Genomic DNA, 17,656 nt, shown 5'->3' with positions numbered 1-17,656 from the left:
GCCCCAGCTCTACCGCGGCGAATGGCGGCGACGCAGGCGAAGGCGCGATCACGGTCAGCGATCGTAGGGGGCGAAACCAAATCGCTCGGCGACGCCGACGCCGCTCGCCGCGCCGCGCGGAAAGAAAGAACGTCGAGGGCCGGGCGGCCCCTCGCCCTTCGAGACGGCGGCTGCGCCGCCTGCTCGGGACGAGGGGACTTGAAGGCTGCGCGCGTCTCGAAGCGCGAGCGAAATCACGCCGCCTTCGCCTGCGCGCCATATCTGCCGTAGAAGCTCTCGCCCTTCTTCGCCATCTCGCGCAATTGCGCCGGCGCGGCGAAGCGCTCGCCATATTTCTGCGCGAGCGCGTCGCAAATCGCGACAAAGGCCGCGGTTCCGATCCCGTCGATATAGGAGAGCGTGCCGCCGGTGAAGGGCGCGAAGCCGAAGCCGAGAATGGAGCCGACATCCGCCTCGCGCGGATCGGTGACGACGCCCTCGAACAAAGTGCGCGCCGCCTCCGCCGCCTGCACGACGAGGAAGCGCTGCTTCAGCTCCTCGACGTCGATCTCGTCCGGATCGAGCGTCTTGTCGGCGAGAGCGGAGAGCCCCGGCCACAAGCTCTTCTTGCCGGTCGCCGGATAATCATAGAAGCCCTTGCCGTTCTTGCGGCCGAGCCGCCCTTCCTGCTCCACCATGAAATGCAGCACGCGCTCCTGCGTCGGATCGACGGCGGCTTCGCCGAGATCCTTCTTCGTCGCGAGATGGATCTTCCAGGCGAGATCGAGCGCGATCTCGTCATTGAGAGAGAGCGGGCCGACCGGCATTCCGGCCATGCGCGCGGCCGTCTCGATCATCGCCGGCGGCACGCCTTCGGTCAGCATGATATGCCCCTCGCGCACGAAATTGAGCACGCAGCGATTGGCGTAGAAGCCGCGCGTGTCGTTGACGACGATCGGCGTTTTCTTCAACACGCGCACGAAATCCAGCGCCGTCGCCACGGCGCGGTCGCTCGTCTTCTTGCCGCGGATCACTTCGACCAGCAGCATTTTCTCCACCGGCGAGAAGAAATGAATGCCGACGAAATTTTCGGGCTTCAGCGAGGTCTCGGCGAGCGAGGTGATGGGCAGCGTCGAGGTGTTGGACGCGAAGATCACATCGGGCCCGACGACTTCTTGCGCTTTCTTCGTCACCTCCGCCTTCACGCCGCGCTCCTCGAACACGGCTTCGACGATGAGATCGGCGCCGGCGAGCTTGTCGTAATCGGCGGTCGCGGTGACGCGCGCGAGCAGCGCCTCCTTATCGGCGGCGGTGGCGCGACCGCGCGACACTTGGCCGGAGACGAGCTTGTCGATGACGGCCTTGCCTTTGTCGGCGCTCTCCTGATCGCGATCGATGAGCACCACCTCGATCCCGGCGAGCGCGCTCACATAAGCGACGCCCGCGCCCATGAAGCCGGCGCCGAGCACGCCGATCTTGGCGAATTTCGCCGGCGGAATCTCCTTGGGCCGATGCGCGCCCTTCTCCAGCTCGTTCTTGGAGAGGAACAGCGAGCGGATCATCGCCGCCGCCTGGCGGGAGCGCAGAATATGCGCGAACCAGCGCGCCTCGACGCGCAGGCCGAGATCGAAGGGCAATTGCAGCCCCTCGAACACGCTGTGCAATATGGCCTTGGCGGCGGGATAATTGTCGAAGGTCTCGCGGCGATAAATGGCGTTGGCGGCCGGCCACACCATCATGCCGCCCGGCGAATAGACGCGGCCCGACGGCGGCTTGAAGCCTTCGACATCCCAAGGCGCCTTGCCCTTGCCGCCATTGACGATGAACGCGCGCGCGCGATCGACGATCTCATTCTCCGGCGCGAGCTCGTGCACGAGGCCGGCGGACTTCGCTTTCGCGGGCTTCAGCTGCTCGCCCTTGAACAGCAATTGCAGCGCCTCGCCCGTCTGCATCAGCCGCGCGACGCGCTGCGTGCCGCCGGCGCCGGGGAAGAGCCCCACTTTGATCTCCGGCAGACCGACCTTCGTCTTCTCCGTATCGGCGAGCACGCGATAATGGCAGGCGAGCGCGAGCTCGAAAGCGCCGCCGAGACAAGTTCCGCGAATGGCGATGGCGAAGGGCTTGCCGTTGGTCTCGAGCTTGCGATAGAGCAGCGACAGCTTGCGCGCGCCTTCGAAGAACTGCTTCATCGCAGCCTCCTCGCCCTGCTCGCGCACGGCTTTGGCATATTCCACCGCGCTCTTCTGCAGCATGGAGAGATCGGCGCCGCCCGAGAAAGCGGCCTTGCCCGATGCGATCACGCAGCCCTTGATCTCGGGATTGCGCGCGACCTCGTCGATGACTTTCTCCAGCTCGTCCATCACCTCGAAGGTGATGACATTCATCGAGCGGTCGGGCATGTCCCAGGTGAGCAGAGCGACGCCGTCGGCGCCGGTCTCGAAACGGAAATTGACGAGGTTCATGGGTGGCTCCCTGAAATCTAGGGTCTTTCCGCGTTTCATTGAAACACGGAAAGACCCTAGGCTTTTGTTTTGACGCGTTTCCGGACGCCGAACCGGCGTCCACTTCGGCTGGAAACGCTCTAGACGAGCCCCGTCATTGCGAGGAGCGAAGCGACGAAGCAATCCAGAGCAGCGGGGCGGCTCCTGGATTGCTTCGCTTCGCTCGCAATGACGGCGCGGCTTTGCATGATCACACGCGCTCGATGATCGTCGCGGTTCCCATTCCGGCGCCGATGCAGAGCGTCACCAGCGCGGTCGCCTTCCCGCTGCGCTCCAATTCGTCGATCGCCGTTCCGATCAGCATCGCGCCGGTCGCGCCGAGCGGATGGCCGAGCGCAATGGCGCCGCCATTCACATTCACGCGTCCATCGTCGATGCCGAAAGCCTGCATGAAGCGCAGCACCACGGCGGCGAAGGCTTCGTTCACCTCGATGAGATCGATGTCCGAGAGGCTCATGCCGGCTTTCGTCAGCAGCTTCTTCGTCACATCGACCGGCCCGGTCAGCATCAGCGCCGGCTCGGAGCCGATATTGGCGAAAGCCCGCACGCGGGCGCGCGGCTTCAGGCCGTGGCGCTCGCCCACTTCCCTCGAGCCGAGCAGCACGGCGGCGGCGCCGTCGACGATGCCCGACGAATTGCCGGCGTGATGCACATGGCTCAATTTCTCGACATCCGGATGCGCCTGTATCGCGACCGCGTCGAAACCCGCCTGCTCCGCGAGAAAGGCGAAGGAGGGCTTGAGCGCGGCGAGCGACTGCATGTCGGTCGAAGGCCGCATATGCTCGTCGCGATCGAGAATAGTGAGGCCGTTGACGTCCTTCACCGGCACGATGGATTTTGCAAAGCGCTTCTCCTCCCAGGCGCGGGCGGCGCGCTGCTGCGACTGCACGGCATAGGCGTCGACATCGTCGCGCGAGAAGCCGTATTTCGTCGCGATGAGATCGGCGGAGACGCCCTGCGGCATGAAATAGGAGGGAATGGCGATGGCCGGATCGACCGGCCAGGCGCCCCCCGAGGCGCCGATGCCGACGCGGCTCATGCTCTCGACGCCGCCGCCGATGGTGAGCTCATGCTGGCCGGACATGATCTGCGCGGCGGCGAAATTCACCGAGTCGAGGCCGGAGGCGCAGAAGCGATTGATCTGCACGCCGGGCACCTCGTAGCCGTAGCCGGCGGAGATCGCCGCGGCGCGGGCGATGTCGCCGCCCGCCTCGCCGACGGGATCGACGCAGCCGAGGATCACATCGTCGACTCCGGCGCCGTCGAGCCCGTTCCTCTCCTTCAGCGCGGCGAGAGCGGTGACGGCGAGGCCGAGGCTCGACACCTCATGCAGCGAGCCGTCCGGCTTGCCGCGGCCGCGCGGCGTGCGCACGGCGTCGTAGATATAGGCTTCGGGCATTGGTCGCTCCGCTCGTGGTGAGTGAGTGGTGAGTGGTGAGTGGTGAGCGCGCTACTCACCACTCACTACCTCACGCTTTTTCAAAACATCTCCGCCGGCAGGCCCATCATCGTATCGGCGCCCGCCGCGATCCGCGCGAGACGAAAGCCCGTCTCGGGCAGCATCTTCTCCATATAGAACTTCCCCGTCGTCAGCTTGGCGTCGAGCCAGGCGCCGTCGCCGGAAAGCTCCCTCTTCTTGTCGAGCGCCGCGCGGGCGATGCGCGCCCACATATAGCCGAGCGCGACGCGGCCGAAGAGATGCATATAGTCGTAAGAGACTCCGGCGCCGTTGTCGGGCTTGGCGAGCGCATTCTGCATCAGCCAGACCGTCGCCTTTTGCAGATCGCCGAGCGCGGCTTTCAGCGGCTCCACATAGGGCTTCATCTCCTCGGCGCTCTCGCGGCTCGCAAATTCATTCACCTCGGCGAAATAGGCCATGGCGGCGCGGCCATTGTCCTTGGGCAGCTTGCGGCCGACGAGATCGAGCGCCTGAATGCCGTTCGCGCCCTCATAGATCATGGTGATGCGCGCGTCGCGCACGAATTGCTCGGCGCCATTCTCGTCGATATAGCCGTGGCCGCCCCAGATTTGCTGCGCCTTCACCGCATTCTCGAAGCCGAGATCGGTGAGCGCGCCCTTCAGCACCGGCGTCAGCAGGCCGAGGCGATCCTCGGCGGCCTGGCGCGCCTTCGCGTCCTCCGAGCGATGGGCGATGTCGCTGTCGAGCGCCGTGGCGAGGGCGAGGCCGCGCGCCGCTTCGTTGAATGCCTTCATCTCCATCAGCGCCCGCCGCACGTCGGGATGAACGATGATCGGATCGGCCGCGCCGCGCGCATTCACGGCGCCGGAGAGCGCGCGGCCCTGCAGCCGCTCCTTGGCGTAGGAAAGCGCGTTCTGATAGGCGACCTCGGATTGCGCGAGGCCCTGCACGGCGACGCCGAGCCGCGCCTCGTTCATCATCACGAACATCGCATTGAGGCCCCGGTTGGGCTCGCCGACCAGAAAGCCCCTGGCGCCGTCGAAATTCATCACGCATGTGGCGTTGCCGTGAATGCCCATCTTATGCTCGAGCGCGCCGCAGCGCACCCCATTGCGCGCGCCGAGCGAGCCGTCCGGCTCCACCTCGAATTTCGGCACGATGAAAAGCGATATGCCCTTCACCCCCGCCGGCGCGCCCTCTATGCGCGCGAGCACGAGATGAATGATGTTCTCGGCGAGATCGTGCTCGCCGGCGGAAATGAAAATCTTCTGTCCGGTAATAGCGTACGAGCCGTCCTCGCGCGGGACGGCCTTCGTGGTGAGAAGACCGAGGTCGGTGCCGCATTGCGGCTCTGTGAGATTCATCGTGCCGGTCCAGCGGCCAGCGGCCATGGGCGGGGCGAAGAGGCGCTTCTGCTCCTCGCTCCCGTGGCGCAGCAGCGCGGCCAGCGCGCCCTGCGTCAGCCCCGGATACATGGCGAAAGCCATATTGGCCGCCGAGGCGAACTCATTCATCACCACGGCGAGCGTATAGGGCAGGCCCTGCCCGTCATATTCCGGCGGGACCGCCAGCCCGACCCAGCCGCCGGCGACGAATTCGTCATAGGCCGCCTTGAAGCCCGCGGGAGTCGCGACATCGCCCGCCTCGTCGCGGCGGCACCCTTCCTCGTCGCCCTTGCGGTTCAGCGGCTGCAGCCGCTCCTCGCAGATTTTCCCCGCCTCGCCGACGATCTGCGCCAGCACGTCCGGCGCGACCTCGGCGAAGCCGGGCAGATTGCCATAACGTTCCAGATGCAAAACGTCGTTCAACAGAAACAATGTGTCGTCCACAGGGGCTTTGTAGATCGGCATGAGCGGCTCTCCCTGCGCGGATCGTCTGTGTCTGCGTGAGTCTTTCCATGTTTCATCGAAACATGGAAAGACTCACGGCTTTTGTTTTGATGCGCTCCCAGCCGAACCGGCGTCCACTTCGGTTGGAAACGCTCTTAAAGGGCTGCGTCACCTGAACTGAAAAGCCGTTGTCATTCCCGGCAGGCCAATCGGGAACCAGACCAACGACACGACACCTTTGCCTGCTGCTCTGGATTTCCTATCGCTCGGCTCACGCGAGCGTCGGGAATGACACTCCTTCTAAATGAGCCGACGCAGCCATCTAGGTATTCTTTCGATATAGGCGTTTTCCCCTTCGACGGCCGACGGGACGAGGACTATGCGCTTTCGTGGTTACGAAATCGCAACCCGGCCGAATTCCGGCGTCATGGGCAAATCCTTCATTCGACGTATGAATCACAGTTCGGAGAACGCGCTCTGCGCAGCAATAGGTAGAGAGCCGGCCGCTCTCGCGCAATAGCCCCCGCGCCGGTCGGCTCCACGCAAGGATTTACCCGTTATTAACTTCGTTCGACGGAAAGTGCCCGGCGGCGGCCCCCTCGCCATCCAAGCGTTCCGGCGCGATTCGCGCGCCTTTGCGTCGTCGCTCGTCCAGTTTCCTCACGCCCGCAGGGGCGAGCCCGCCGGATATCCGATGACAGAGGCATTTCCATTTAGTTTCAAAGGTATACATCACGAGACCCGCGATGTCGCGCGCGCCGCGGCGAGACGGTCGGGCAAGAGCCTTTCCGCTTGGCTCGACGATGTGATCCAAGAAAAAGCCAATACCGACCGCCGCCCCGCCGATGACGAGGAGGAGCCTGCCGCCTCGGCGCGTCGGCGCGCCATGCGCTCGCGTCTCTATGGGCGCGCCGACCGCGGCCGTCTGCGCCGCGACGCCTCGCCGAGGCGCGACTTTCGCGACGAGGAGGCGGATGACGATTACCGCCTCGCGACCACGCGCGGCCGCGTCGACGGCGACGCCAAATCCATCGTCGACGACGCCGTCGCCCTCTTCGAGAGGCGCGCCGCCGCGAGCGAGCGCAAGACCGCGAGTGCGCTCTCCGGCCTCGCCGAGCTGATCGATCGCAATCATTCGAGCCGGGCCCGCCTCGGCGACGGTCTCGGCGCCGTCATGGAGCGGCTCGGCCGGATCGAGGAGCGAATCGCGCGCCGCCCCGAGGAGAGCGCGCGGCCGATCCGCAATGCGCTGGCGCGGCTCGAGGCGCGCATCGACGGCCTGTCGAGCGACGATCGCCCCTATGAGTTCGAGACTGCGCTCGGCGCGCTCGACCAGCGGCTCGCCGATCTCGCGGCGCGGCTGGACGAAGAGGCCGAAGAGCGTCGCGCCGCAGGGTCGCGGGGGCGACAGGAACGCGAAGCACAGCCGGAGCGAGAGCGCCGGACCGTGGCGCGGCGGCCGCTCGCCGACGCGGTGGCGGAGATCACCGAGCGCCAGCGCGCGCTGGAGGAGCAGGCCAGCGGCCGCGACGGCGAATTCGGCGCCGCCAAGACGTTCGAAGCGAGACCGGCGTTCGAGGCGAGACCGGCGACCTTCGACGGACTGGCGGAATCGATCGAATCGCTCTCGCGACAGATCGCGGAGTCCCGCGCCGAGCAGAACATCCACGGCGAGCGGCAGGCGGCGGTCGTCGCCCACATCGACCGCTTGCGCTGCGACCTCGAAGCGCTCTCCCGCGCGCTCGCCGATCTCGCCCCGCGCGCCTCGGTCGCCGCCGTCGAGACGGCGCTGCGCGAGCTTTCCGAGCGCGTCGAGACGCAGCGTCTCTATGGCGTCGAGGACAGGGTGCTGGCGCCGGTCGAGCGGCTCGCCGCCGATCTGCGCTCGATCCTGCGCGATCTCGATCCGAGCCGCATCGTCGCCACACTCTATGATGAGGTGCGCGCGCTCGGCGACAAGCTCTCGCAGCATCACGGCGAAGGCGGCGCGGATCGCGCCGCGCTCGACGAGATCGCCGGCGAGACGCGCGAGATTCACGAGCTGTTGAAGGCGGTCGCCCGGCGTCCGCTGCCGATCGAGAAGCTCGAGGCCGGCCTCGCCGCTCTGACGACGCAAGTCGACGAGCTGAGCGCCGCCGGCGCGAATGTCGCCACGGCGAAAGACGTGAGCGAGCTCGTCCATAGCGTCCGCTCGATCGTCTCGTCCGAGATCGGCGGCTCTTTCGCCGCGCTCGAGCGCCGGCTGGAGGAATTCGCCGCCAAGCTCGACTCCGTCTCGACCAAATCCGGCGGCGCCAAGCGTTTCGACGAGATTCACGAGCGCATCGAGCAGGTCCATAAATCGCTCGCCGCACGCATCGACCGCAGCGGCGCGGGCGTCGACGTCGATCAGGTGAAGCAGCTCTTCGCCTCCCTCGCCAAGAAGATCGACGCCGCCGCGCAATCCAAGATCGTCGATCCCGTCGGCGAGCTCGGACGCAAGATCGAAAAGCTCGAGCAGCGGCTCCAGCCCGCCGCCAATGCGCTGAAATCCGCCGATTCCGAGCAGCTGCGCGAGATCGCCGAGAGCATGGACGCGCTGCGTTCGGAGTTCGCGGGCAAGGAGCGCGGCGGCGCCGGCGCCGACTCGAACCAGTTCGAGGGGCTCTTCGCCTCGCTCGCCAGGAAGATCGACGCGGCGACGGACGCGAAAACCGTCCATCCCGGCTTCGACGAGCTCGGCCGCAAGATCGAGAAGCTGGAGCAGCGGCTCCAGCCGGTCGCGGCGAGCGCGCAGAAATCGGCGGGCTCGGAACAATTGCGCGATCTCGCCCAGCGCATCGACCATGTCCACGCCGAGCTCGCCTCGCGCATAGAGGCGAGCGCGCGCCGGCGCTCCGACGACGCCAATCTGCAATTGGCGGAACTCGTCGGACAGCTCGCGCGGAAGATGGACGCCGCGCTCGATCCGGAAGCCGATCGCGCGGCCTTCGCCGCGCTCGAGCAGCAGATCGGCCGGCTCGCCGAGCGGCTCGACCGCTCCGACATGAACGCCGATTCCTTCACCGCCATAGAACGCGCTCTGGGCGCGCTGGCGACGAAGGTCGAGGAGACCCGCAGCTCGACGGTCCGCGTCGCGGAAATCGCCGCCCGCGAGGCGGCGCAGGAGGCGGTGCGCGACGCGGCGGCGCATGACGGCCTGCAGGACGCGCTGGAGAAGGAGCTCGCCGAGCTTCGCAGCTTCCAGGACGCGGCGGGCCATCGCACCAATCAGACGCTCGCCGCCGTCCATGAGACGCTGCAGCGCGTCGTCGAGCGCCTGTCCATGTTCGAGGACGAGCTCACCGATCTGCGCAAGGCCAAGCCGGCCGCCGCAAAGCCGATCGCCGAGCCGCAACATGTGAATGGCGCCGAGCCGCGCCGCGCCGCGCGCGTCAAACCGGCGACGCCGGTCGGCGACGTCGAGGATATTCTGCTCGAGCCGGGCGACCGCCGCCCGCGCCGCGAGCCGACGATCTCCCGCGAGGACGATCGCGCGGGCTCGGTGCAGGCGGATTTCATCGCCGCCGCCCGCCGCGCCGCCCAGCAGGCCGCGGTCGACGCCGAGACCGCCGCAGCGCAGGGCAAGGCGGCGAAAAGGACCGCCGAACGGGCGAAAAAGCCGGAGCCGGAACGCGCCGTCGCGACCGGCGGCGGCGTCGCCGCCGTCGGAGCGGCTCTGCAATCGCGTCGCCGGCCGCTGCTGCTCGGCGTCGGCGTGCTGGTCCTGCTCTATGGCGCCTATCAGATCGCCCGCGTCACGCTCGACTCTCCGGCGCCGCAGGCCTCCGCAGTCCAGACCGAGCCGAGCGAGGCTTCCGCCTCCGCGGACAAGCCGGCGACGGATACTTCCGCCAACGCCGCCGGGCCGGCCGCCAAGGACGCGGCCCCCGCCGACCAGAGCGCGGCCGCGCCCGCCCCCGCCGCGGAGCCCGCGGCCGGAGCCCCTGTCCCGGCCGCCGCGCCGAAACCGCTCGGCGCTCCGACGCTGGCCCCCGGCGCCTCCGGCGTCGGCGCTTTCTTTCCCAATGCGCAGCCGCCGGCCCCTGGACGTTTCGGCGTCCAATCGGTCGATCCCATGCCCGTCGGCGCGATCGGAACGCCCGCGGCGAACGCTCCCGCCGCGGCGCGGCAGGACGTTCTCGCGACGATCAAGGAGATCGCCGCCGCCGGCGACGTCAACGCGCAATATGAGCTCGGCTCGCGCTACGCCGAAGGCCGCGGCGGCGCGCCGCGCGACCCGAAGACCGCTTTCCAATGGTTCGAGAAGGCGGCCAACAAAGGCTCTGCTCCGGCCCAATATCGGCTCGGCTCCATCTATGAGAAAGGGATGGGCGTCGAGCGCGACTATGGGCAGGCGCACTCCTGGTACAGGCGCGCCGCGGATGCGGGCAACGCCCGCGCCATGCATAATCTCGCCGTGCTCTACGCCGGCGGCGGCGACGGCAAGCCGGACTATGAGCAGGCGGCGCAATGGTTCCGCAAGGCGGCGGAATATGGCGTGCGCGACAGCCAGTTCAATCTGGCCATTCTCTACGCGCGCGGGCTCGGCGTTCCGCAGAATATGACGCAGTCCTATCTGTGGTTCTCGGCCGCCGCCGCGCAGGGCGACGAGGACGCCAGCAAAAAACGCGAGGAAGTGCGCGCCCGCCTCGACTCGAAGGACCTCGCCGCCGCAAAAGCGCTCGTCGACGCCTTTCATCCCAAGCAGCCGGACAGCGCCGCCAATGACGCGCCGCCGCCGCCCGGCGGCTGGGAGAACGCCAAAATCCCCGCCAAGCCGGAGACGAAGCCGGCCGGCAAGGCGAAGGTCTCCGCGCTCTGATATGACACGGTTTCCATGTGAATGCCTCGCATTCCGCATGGTCGTCATTGCGAGGAGCGAAAGCGACGAAGCAATCCAGAGCCGTGGGGCGGCTCTGGATTGCTTCGCTTCGCTCGCAATGACGGACGGGGCGGCCATCGCTTCTTCGAGCGAAGCGATCACACGGAAACGCTAGAGCGTTTCCAGCCGAAGCGGACGCCGGCTCGGCGATAAAAACGCGTCAAAACAAAAGCTTAGAGTCTTTCCGTGGTTCAATAAACACGGAAAGACTCTAAAAGAGCGCGGGTCCGCGACGACAGCCACGCGAAATTCGGCGCCTCGCGCCGCAAGCGCGAGGCGCTTTCGTCTGCGAGAGCGCCGTTTCTGCTATAAGCGCTCCGCCCTTCCCGCTCGGCCGAGGAGCCCCAGATGTCGGACAAGAATCATGAGGCTCTGCTCGAGCGCATCGCCGCCGCGCTCGAGCGGCTCGCCCCGCCGCCGCCGCGCGCGCCGGACTTCGCCGGCGCCGAGGCCTTCGTCTGGCGCGCGCGCGGCGAATTCTCGCCCGTCGTCGACGTCAATCGCGTCGATCTCGCTCTGCTCGAGGGGATCGGCCGGCAGCGCGATCAGCTGCTCGCCAACACGCGCCGCTTCGCGCGCGGCCTGCCGGCCAATAATGCGCTGCTGTGGGGCGCGCGCGGCATGGGCAAATCCGCGCTCGTCAAGGCCGTCCATGCGGCGGTCGCGCGCGAGGCGCAGAACGAGCGGCCGCTGAAGCTCGTCGAAATCCATCGCGAGGACATTGAGAGCCTGCCGGGCCTGCTCTCGACGCTGCGCGACAAGGCTTTCGGCTTTCTGCTCTTTTGCGACGACCTCTCCTTCGACGCCGCGGAGACGAGCTACAAGTCCTTGAAGTCCGTGCTCGAGGGCGGCGTCGAGGGACGGCCGCGCAATGTGCTCTTCTACGCCACCTCCAACCGCCGCCATCTGCTGCCGCGCGACATGATGGAGAACGAGCGCTCCTCCGCCATAAATCCCGGCGAGGCGGTGGAGGAGAAGGTCTCGCTGTCCGACCGCTTCGGCCTCTGGCTCGGCTTCCACAATTGCGCGCAGGACGACTATCTCGCCATGGTGTTCGGCTATGCGCGCCATCACGGGCTCGACGCGCCGAAGGAGACGATCGAGCGCGAGGCGCTCGAATGGTCCATCACGCGCGGCGCGCGGTCGGGGCGAGTGGCCTGGCAATATGTCCAGGACCTCGCGGGCAGGCTCGGCAAGCGGCTCGACGGCTGACAGGATTCGCGCCCGGAAACGACGTCGGCCACGGCCGTCATCGCGAGCGGAGCGAAGCGATCCAGAGCCGTAGGGCGGCCCCTGGATCGCGTCGTCGCTTCGCTCCTCGCGATGACGACGCTCACGGAAACCGTATGAGAGATTTCCGAACCGCTACGCGCCCGCTTCGCGGATCGGCAGCACGATGAAGAAGGTCGCGCCGACGCCGGGCTGCGCTTCGACAGTGAGGCGCCAGCCATGGCGATCGGCGATCGCCTTGCAGATGGCGAGGCCGACGCCCGAGCCCGGATAATCGACCTTGCTGTGCAATTGCTTCAGCGGCTCGAATATCTTCTGCGCATATTGCGCTTCGAAGCCTATGCCCTCATCGGCGATGGCGAGGCAGAGCGACGTCTCGTCGCGAAAGCCCTTTATGTCGATCATCGCCGGCCGGTCAGGCTTTCTGTATTTGATGGCGTTGGCGAGAATATTCTGCAAGAGCCGCTGGAACTGCGTGGCGTCGGCCTCGATCGCGACCACCGGCAGATCGATCTTCACCTGCGTGCGCGTCTCGGCGATGGTCGACGAGAGGGCGGCCAGCGAGAGCTCTATGGCTTCACGCAAATCGAGCGCCGCGAGCTCGAGCTCGTCATTGACGATGCGCGAAAAGGACAGAAGATCATTCACCAAGGCGCGGGCGCGCAGCGCGGACGAGCGCATGACCGTGTTCGCGAGAACGATCTCGGCGTCGTTTCCGCGCGAGATCGCCTCCTCCATCAGATCGCCGAAGAGGGCGATCTTGCGCAGCGGCTCCTGAAGATCCTGCGAAGCGACGAAAGCAAACCGCGCGAGGCGCTCGTTGACGCGCTCGAGCTCGTCCGCGCGAGCAAAGAGCTCGGCCTCGTCGGGGCGCATTTCGGAAAGGTCGAGGATCGTGGCCAGAGTGATCGACTCGCCGTCTCGCTCGATAGAGGTGAAGCGCGCCTCGACGCGGAATTGCGCGCCGTCGCGCCGCACCGCTCTGAGGCCGAAGGCGGCGGCGGCTCCCAGAGGCGGCGAGACCTCGGGCAAGAGACGGGAAAGGGGCTGGCCGACGATCTCCGCCTCGACGAAGCCGAACATGCCGCGCGCGCGGGCGTTGGCGCCGAGGATCTGGCCGAGCCGGTCGATGAGCAGCAGTCCCGCGACTGTTTCATCGAACACGAGTCGACGCCAATCGTCGGCCGTCGCGGCCTCCGACATTCTCCCTCCTCGAATGGCGTCCGGCCGCAGCGCGGTTGCTCCGCGCGCATTGCCGAGCTTTCGTCTCGCCGGACACAGTCTCCCCCCGCGATACTGACCCGAGCCCCCGCCGAGGTAAAGAAGAATCTCGGAGCGCCCGCTCGATTTCCAGCCAAACTTCGGCCGGCCAACCAATATCTGGGAGCTATATATGACATTTAGATTCAAATTTATCCGAATTTTGCTCTCCCTGTACTATTCTTGTCGACGCCAGGCGACTCCAGAGCGATCGGCCGTCGGAGATTCGAAAACGGCTTCTGCGGATCAGCCGGAACGGCGGCGGGAACGCCGCGATCCGAGCAATGATATTCTGTCATCGTCATTCGATAGTCTCGGCGACATTCGTTCGTCGAATGGAGAGCACGAAATGAATTATGCAGCTTTTGCCGCCTCGACTTTGTTTTCCCTCATCGCCGCCTCCAGCGCGCTGGCGCAGACGCCGGCGAGCGGAACCTTTCTCGCGCGAGAGGCCTGCGCGGCCACGAGATCGATCCACGGCGGGCCGAGCGCCGATGACGCCGCAGTCGCGCCGGGCAAATCCTATACGCTGGTCGGCAAGAACAAGCCGGAGGCGACTCATTATCTGATCGAGGTCGAGGGGGCGGACCCGCTGCGTCGCTGGATCGCCGCCGATTGCGGCTCGATCGACGGAGCGGGGACGACGGACGGCAAAAGCCGGTCCTCGCTGCGCGACGCGTTCAATCTGCTGGCGGTGAGCTGGCAGCCGGCCTTCTGCGAGGAACATCAGAGCAAGACGGAATGCGCGTCGCAGACGCCGAACCGCTTCGACGCCACGAATCTCACCTTGCATGGGCTCTGGCCGCAGCCGCGGCGCGTGGAATATTGCAATGTGGCGTCCTCCTACATCGAGCTCGACAAGAACGGCGAATGGGATCGGCTGCCGCCGGTCGCCCTCTCCGCGGCGACGCTCGCCTCTCTCTCCCGCGTGATGCCCGGAACCATGTCCCATCTCGAGCGCCATGAATGGGTCAGGCATGGAAGCTGTTTCCGGGGCGCGCAGACGCAGGAGGCCTATTTTGCGCGTGCGGTCGCGCTGGTCTCGCAATTGAACGCGTCGCGCGTGCGCGATCTGTTCGCGGAAAATATCGGCGGCACGATCACCGCCGAACAGATCAAGCAGGCCTTCGACGAGAGCTTCGGCGTCGGCGCCGGAGATCGTGTGCAAGTGTCGTGTCGGGGCTCGCGCCGCGCGATCGTGGAGATGACGATCGGCCTCGTCGGCGAGATCGGCGACACGCCCTCTCTCGCCGAGCTGATCGCCGCCGCCCCGACGACCCGCATCGGCTGCCCCTCCGGATCGGTCGATCGCGTCGCGACGCGCTGAGCCGCGAGATTGAAATCCGATCCGACTGGACCGGACTCCGGTCTCGCTTTTTTGCTTGGAGCGAATTCTGATCGCTCGAACGATTCCGTTCGATCGGAAAGCGCTTTAGAGCATGTTCCCGAAAAGTGCGAAGCGGTTTTCGGAAAAGAACATGCGAATCCAAATAACTCTAGAGCGCATTCGGACATGATTTGTTCGAATGCGCTCTAGGCCGCGCCGGGCCAGCGCGCCAGCGCGTGAAGAACAAAGGCGTAGGCGATCCAGAGAAAGCCGACGGACGTCGCGACGAAAGTGAGGGCCGTGTAGATTTTCCAGATCGCCTTCTCCCAGAAGGTCGGATCGAAAGCGGCGACGGTGAAGACGGTCGGATTGGTGAAGCCGCCGATCGCCACGCACCAGCAGGCGCCGATCGGCAGCTCGACTCCGGAGCCGTAGAAGGCGACGGCGAGGGCGGCCATCAGCGCATAGTCGATATGCGCGCGAATGAGCGTCTTGTAGTCGATGACGAATGCGTCGACGGCGCCGATCGGAAACCATTTCGCGAGCGTCATGAGCCATGCGCTGGCGATGAGAGCGACGATGCAGGCCGCAGCGCCGATGAGAAGAATTTCCACCCTTCGTCTCCTTATTGTCATGGCGGCGGAGACGCTAGAGTCTTTCCCTGTTTCATTGAAACATGGAAAGACTCTCGGCTTTTGTTTTGACGCGTTTCCAACGCCGAATTGAAGTCCGCTTCCGCTGGAAACGCTCTAATTCCAAGGCGCGCGAAACAGCTTCGGCGATTCTCCTCGGCGCGGCCGGGAGCTTTGCCCGACAATGAAGGCAACAAATAAAAACGGCCGCGCGAGGCGCGGCCGTTCGAAACCCCCTCGTCCGAGACGAGGGATCAGCGGATCACATAGGGCAGAAGGCCGAGGAAGCGGGCGCGCTTGATGGCCTGGGCCAGCTCGCGCTGCTTCTTGGCCGAGACGGCCGTGATGCGCGAAGGCACGATCTTGCCGCGCTCGGAGATGTAGCGCGAGAGCAGGCGCGTGTCCTTATAGTCGATCTTCGGAGCGTTGGCTCCGGAGAAGGGGCAGGACTTGCGGCGGCGGAAAAAGGGGCGGCGGGCTGCGGCGCTCATTTAGAAAGTCTCTCCTTCGGCGCGGGCTTCGTCACGGCGCGGGCGGCGGTCGCCCCTGTCGCCTCTATCGCCACGGTCGGGGCGCGGGCCGCCGGGGCCGCGGCGGTCGCCGCGATCATCGTCGTCGCGCTTGCGAAGCTGCGCGGAGGGGCCCTCCTCCAGCGCGTCGACGCGCAGGGTGAGGAAGCGCAGAATATCCTCGCTCAGGCCTTCCTGACGCTCGACCTCGGCGATGGCCGCCGGCGGGGCGTCGATGTTGAGCAGGGTGAAATGCGCCTTGCGGTTCTTCTTGATCCGATAGGCGAGGGACTTGACGCCCCAATATTCGGTCTTGGACACCTTGCCGCCGAGCGAGGTGATGATGCCCTTGAACTGCGTCGTCAGCGCTTCCACCTGCTGGGGCGAGACGTCCTGACGCGCAAGATAGATATGCTCGTAGAGAGCCATTCTCTTGCCTTTCCTGTTCACGCGAGCCGCTCTCGGCGCAGAGCCCTCCGAGCCTCTTGGGAAAGGCTCGAACAGGGAGTTCGAAGGCGGAGACACGGGAAGACGGGCGAGCCCTCGCCTCTGTGAGGAGGCCTTCCGTTCAGCCCCCGGCCGGAAGCGTCGCGAAGCGCGCTTTATAGCGGCGTGGGCGCAGGATGCAAGTCGGGCTCACACCGTTCCGGCCGGCTGCGGGAGCCGGTCGTAGATATAGATCGCGCGAAGGTCGAGCACTTGGCGGGGCGTCATGCTGGCGCCGAGCGGCGAGGCGATGGGATCGTCGATGCGGTGGCCCTCGAGCGAGGCGGGCGCCGTCTGGTCCGGAACATAGGCGCGGCCGTAATGGGCGAGCCAAGCCTCCCAGAGGCGATCCACATTGCAATGGTTGAGGTAGAAGACCGGATCATTGGGCGAGGTGGAGGGCGACATGTCGCCGCCGACCCAGACATGAACGCGATTGTGGAGCCAGGGCGATCGCGCGCCGGCGTCGGCCGACCAGCCCTCGAGCCGGTTGCGGAAGCCCGCTGACGACGGGTCCCAGCTCGGCGCGTCGAAAGTCGGGAGCGCGAGGGCGTTGGCGACCTGGACGCTCGTCGGCAGCAGCGGCGCGTCGGAGCTCGCAAAGCGGCGCCTCAAACCGCGACTCACCGCGGTCAGCGCGCCGGACACATTGGCGACGACACGGACGCGAAAGGATTTGGGGTCGCTGGCCTTATAGGCGAAAGGGCCCGTCGCCACCGGACTCCCCTGCCCGCCGAGACAATCCGCCTTCCAAACATCCGCCGCGATCTGACGCGCGGCAGGAAGGTCGCCGTCCTTGCCCCAGTCCCAATAGGGAAGGCCGAATGTCGCGTCGCCGAGCACGCGCTGGAAATTCTGCTCGAGCAAGAGGAGCATGACGCGATGCCACGGGCAGAAGATCGGCCCCCTATGCGCGGCGTTGCGGCCCGCGGCGTTGCCCGCGGGCGTCAATCGCATCATCGCGGTGTGGTGCCAGACGACAAACAGATCGTAAGTGTTGACCGATTGCGCGCGCCCGGGAATGCCGAAATCGGCGGTCGTGCGTCCGGAAGGCTCCTGTTTCAGCGCCAGAACGCCCTGGATGAATTTGTCGCGGACAGCGTGATCGGTCAGAATATTCTTTCGCGTGACGGCCATCGGGCTCTCCCGCGTCGATGAAAATCAGTGATGATGCTTGGGCGTGGACGATTTCTTCGACGTTGCGGCCGGTTTTTTCGCGGCGCCGGATTTGGTCCGCGGCGCCCGTTTGGGAAAATCATCGGGGAAATTGTCGATGAGCGCCTTCACCATATCGACCGCCGAGAGCGTCTGATAATTCGGCAGCGAATGGCAATGGACCTGGCCTTGGTCGTCGACGCCGATCGGCGCGGCCAGCGGCTTGCCGTCCACCTCGATCTCATAGCGCGTGCGGATCACGATTTTGTGCCCATCATGGACCTGCTCGCGGACGGTCTCCACGCCATGGTCGCCGGCGCCATGCACATGATGGGGCGTCTTCGCCGCCTCGCGCGCGAGATATTCGCCGAGCGCGGCGGGAGCGGCGGAGGCCGCGATCTTCTTCACATCCATGGCGCGCCTCG

12 protein-coding genes are annotated in these 17,656 nt (G+C 66.3%); 3 read left to right on the top strand and 9 right to left on the bottom strand.

The window, feature by feature from the left end:
* Positions 1 to 233: 233 nt before the first annotated feature.
* From Mspo_RS14440 to Mspo_RS14430, 3 genes are all read right to left on the bottom strand, one after another.
* Positions 234 to 2,441, bottom strand: coding sequence for a 3-hydroxyacyl-CoA dehydrogenase NAD-binding domain-containing protein (locus Mspo_RS14440; protein WP_159730907.1), 2,208 nt, complete (start codon positions 2,439 to 2,441; stop codon positions 234 to 236).
* Between the two features lie 229 nt (positions 2,442 to 2,670).
* Positions 2,671 to 3,879, bottom strand: coding sequence for an acetyl-CoA C-acetyltransferase (locus Mspo_RS14435; protein ID WP_159730906.1), 1,209 nt, complete (start codon positions 3,877 to 3,879; stop codon positions 2,671 to 2,673).
* A gap of 80 nt (positions 3,880 to 3,959) precedes the next feature.
* A complete protein-coding gene (locus Mspo_RS14430; protein ID WP_159730904.1) occupies positions 3,960 to 5,750 on the bottom strand; it encodes an acyl-CoA dehydrogenase C-terminal domain-containing protein in 1,791 nt (596 codons plus the stop codon).
* 673 nt (positions 5,751 to 6,423) lie between these two features.
* Here Mspo_RS14430 and Mspo_RS14425 point away from each other — a divergent pair.
* Both Mspo_RS14425 and Mspo_RS14420 read left to right on the top strand, forming a co-directional pair.
* On the top strand, positions 6,424 to 10,572 hold the full coding sequence (locus Mspo_RS14425; RefSeq protein WP_159730902.1) for an SEL1-like repeat protein: 4,149 nt from the start codon (positions 6,424 to 6,426) through the stop codon (positions 10,570 to 10,572).
* 408 nt (positions 10,573 to 10,980) lie between these two features.
* Complete coding sequence (locus Mspo_RS14420) at positions 10,981 to 11,844, top strand: ATP-binding protein (protein WP_159730900.1); 864 nt, start codon at positions 10,981 to 10,983, stop codon at positions 11,842 to 11,844.
* Between the two features lie 153 nt (positions 11,845 to 11,997).
* Here the strand turns inward: Mspo_RS14420 and Mspo_RS14415 are convergent, their stop codons facing one another.
* Complete coding sequence (locus Mspo_RS14415; protein WP_159730898.1) at positions 11,998 to 13,065, bottom strand: ATP-binding protein; 1,068 nt, start codon at positions 13,063 to 13,065, stop codon at positions 11,998 to 12,000.
* Positions 13,066 to 13,471: 406 nt separating this feature from the next.
* Here Mspo_RS14415 and Mspo_RS14410 point away from each other — a divergent pair, with 406 nt between their 5' ends.
* A complete protein-coding gene (locus Mspo_RS14410) occupies positions 13,472 to 14,449 on the top strand; it encodes a ribonuclease T (RefSeq protein ID WP_159730896.1) in 978 nt (325 codons plus the stop codon).
* A 206-nt stretch (positions 14,450 to 14,655) separates the two neighbouring features.
* On the opposite strand, the gene Mspo_RS14405 is transcribed toward Mspo_RS14410, so the two are convergent.
* From Mspo_RS14405 to Mspo_RS14385, 5 genes are all read right to left on the bottom strand, one after another.
* Complete coding sequence (locus Mspo_RS14405) at positions 14,656 to 15,063, bottom strand: hypothetical protein (protein ID WP_159730894.1); 408 nt, start codon at positions 15,061 to 15,063, stop codon at positions 14,656 to 14,658.
* A gap of 272 nt (positions 15,064 to 15,335) precedes the next feature.
* Positions 15,336 to 15,572 carry a 30S ribosomal protein S18 gene (gene rpsR / locus Mspo_RS14400; protein ID WP_018266677.1) on the bottom strand — a complete coding sequence of 79 codons (237 nt, stop codon included), beginning with the start codon at positions 15,570 to 15,572 and terminating at the stop codon, positions 15,336 to 15,338.
* Positions 15,573 to 16,019, bottom strand: a complete 447-nt coding sequence (rpsF, locus tag Mspo_RS14395; RefSeq protein WP_159730892.1) for a 30S ribosomal protein S6 — start codon at positions 16,017 to 16,019, stop codon at positions 15,573 to 15,575.
* 207 nt (positions 16,020 to 16,226) lie between these two features.
* On the bottom strand, positions 16,227 to 17,213 hold the full coding sequence (locus Mspo_RS14390; RefSeq protein WP_159730890.1) for a tyrosinase family protein: 987 nt from the start codon (positions 17,211 to 17,213) through the stop codon (positions 16,227 to 16,229).
* A gap of 24 nt (positions 17,214 to 17,237) precedes the next feature.
* Positions 17,238 to 17,645, bottom strand: a complete 408-nt coding sequence (locus Mspo_RS14385) for a hypothetical protein (RefSeq protein WP_159730888.1) — start codon at positions 17,643 to 17,645, stop codon at positions 17,238 to 17,240.
* Positions 17,646 to 17,656 lie beyond the last annotated feature (11 nt).

Source organism: Methylosinus sp. Ce-a6, assembly GCF_009811655.1.
Classification (GTDB): domain Bacteria; phylum Pseudomonadota; class Alphaproteobacteria; order Rhizobiales; family Beijerinckiaceae; genus Methylosinus.
This window is presented reverse-complemented; position numbering and strand designations above follow the sequence as displayed.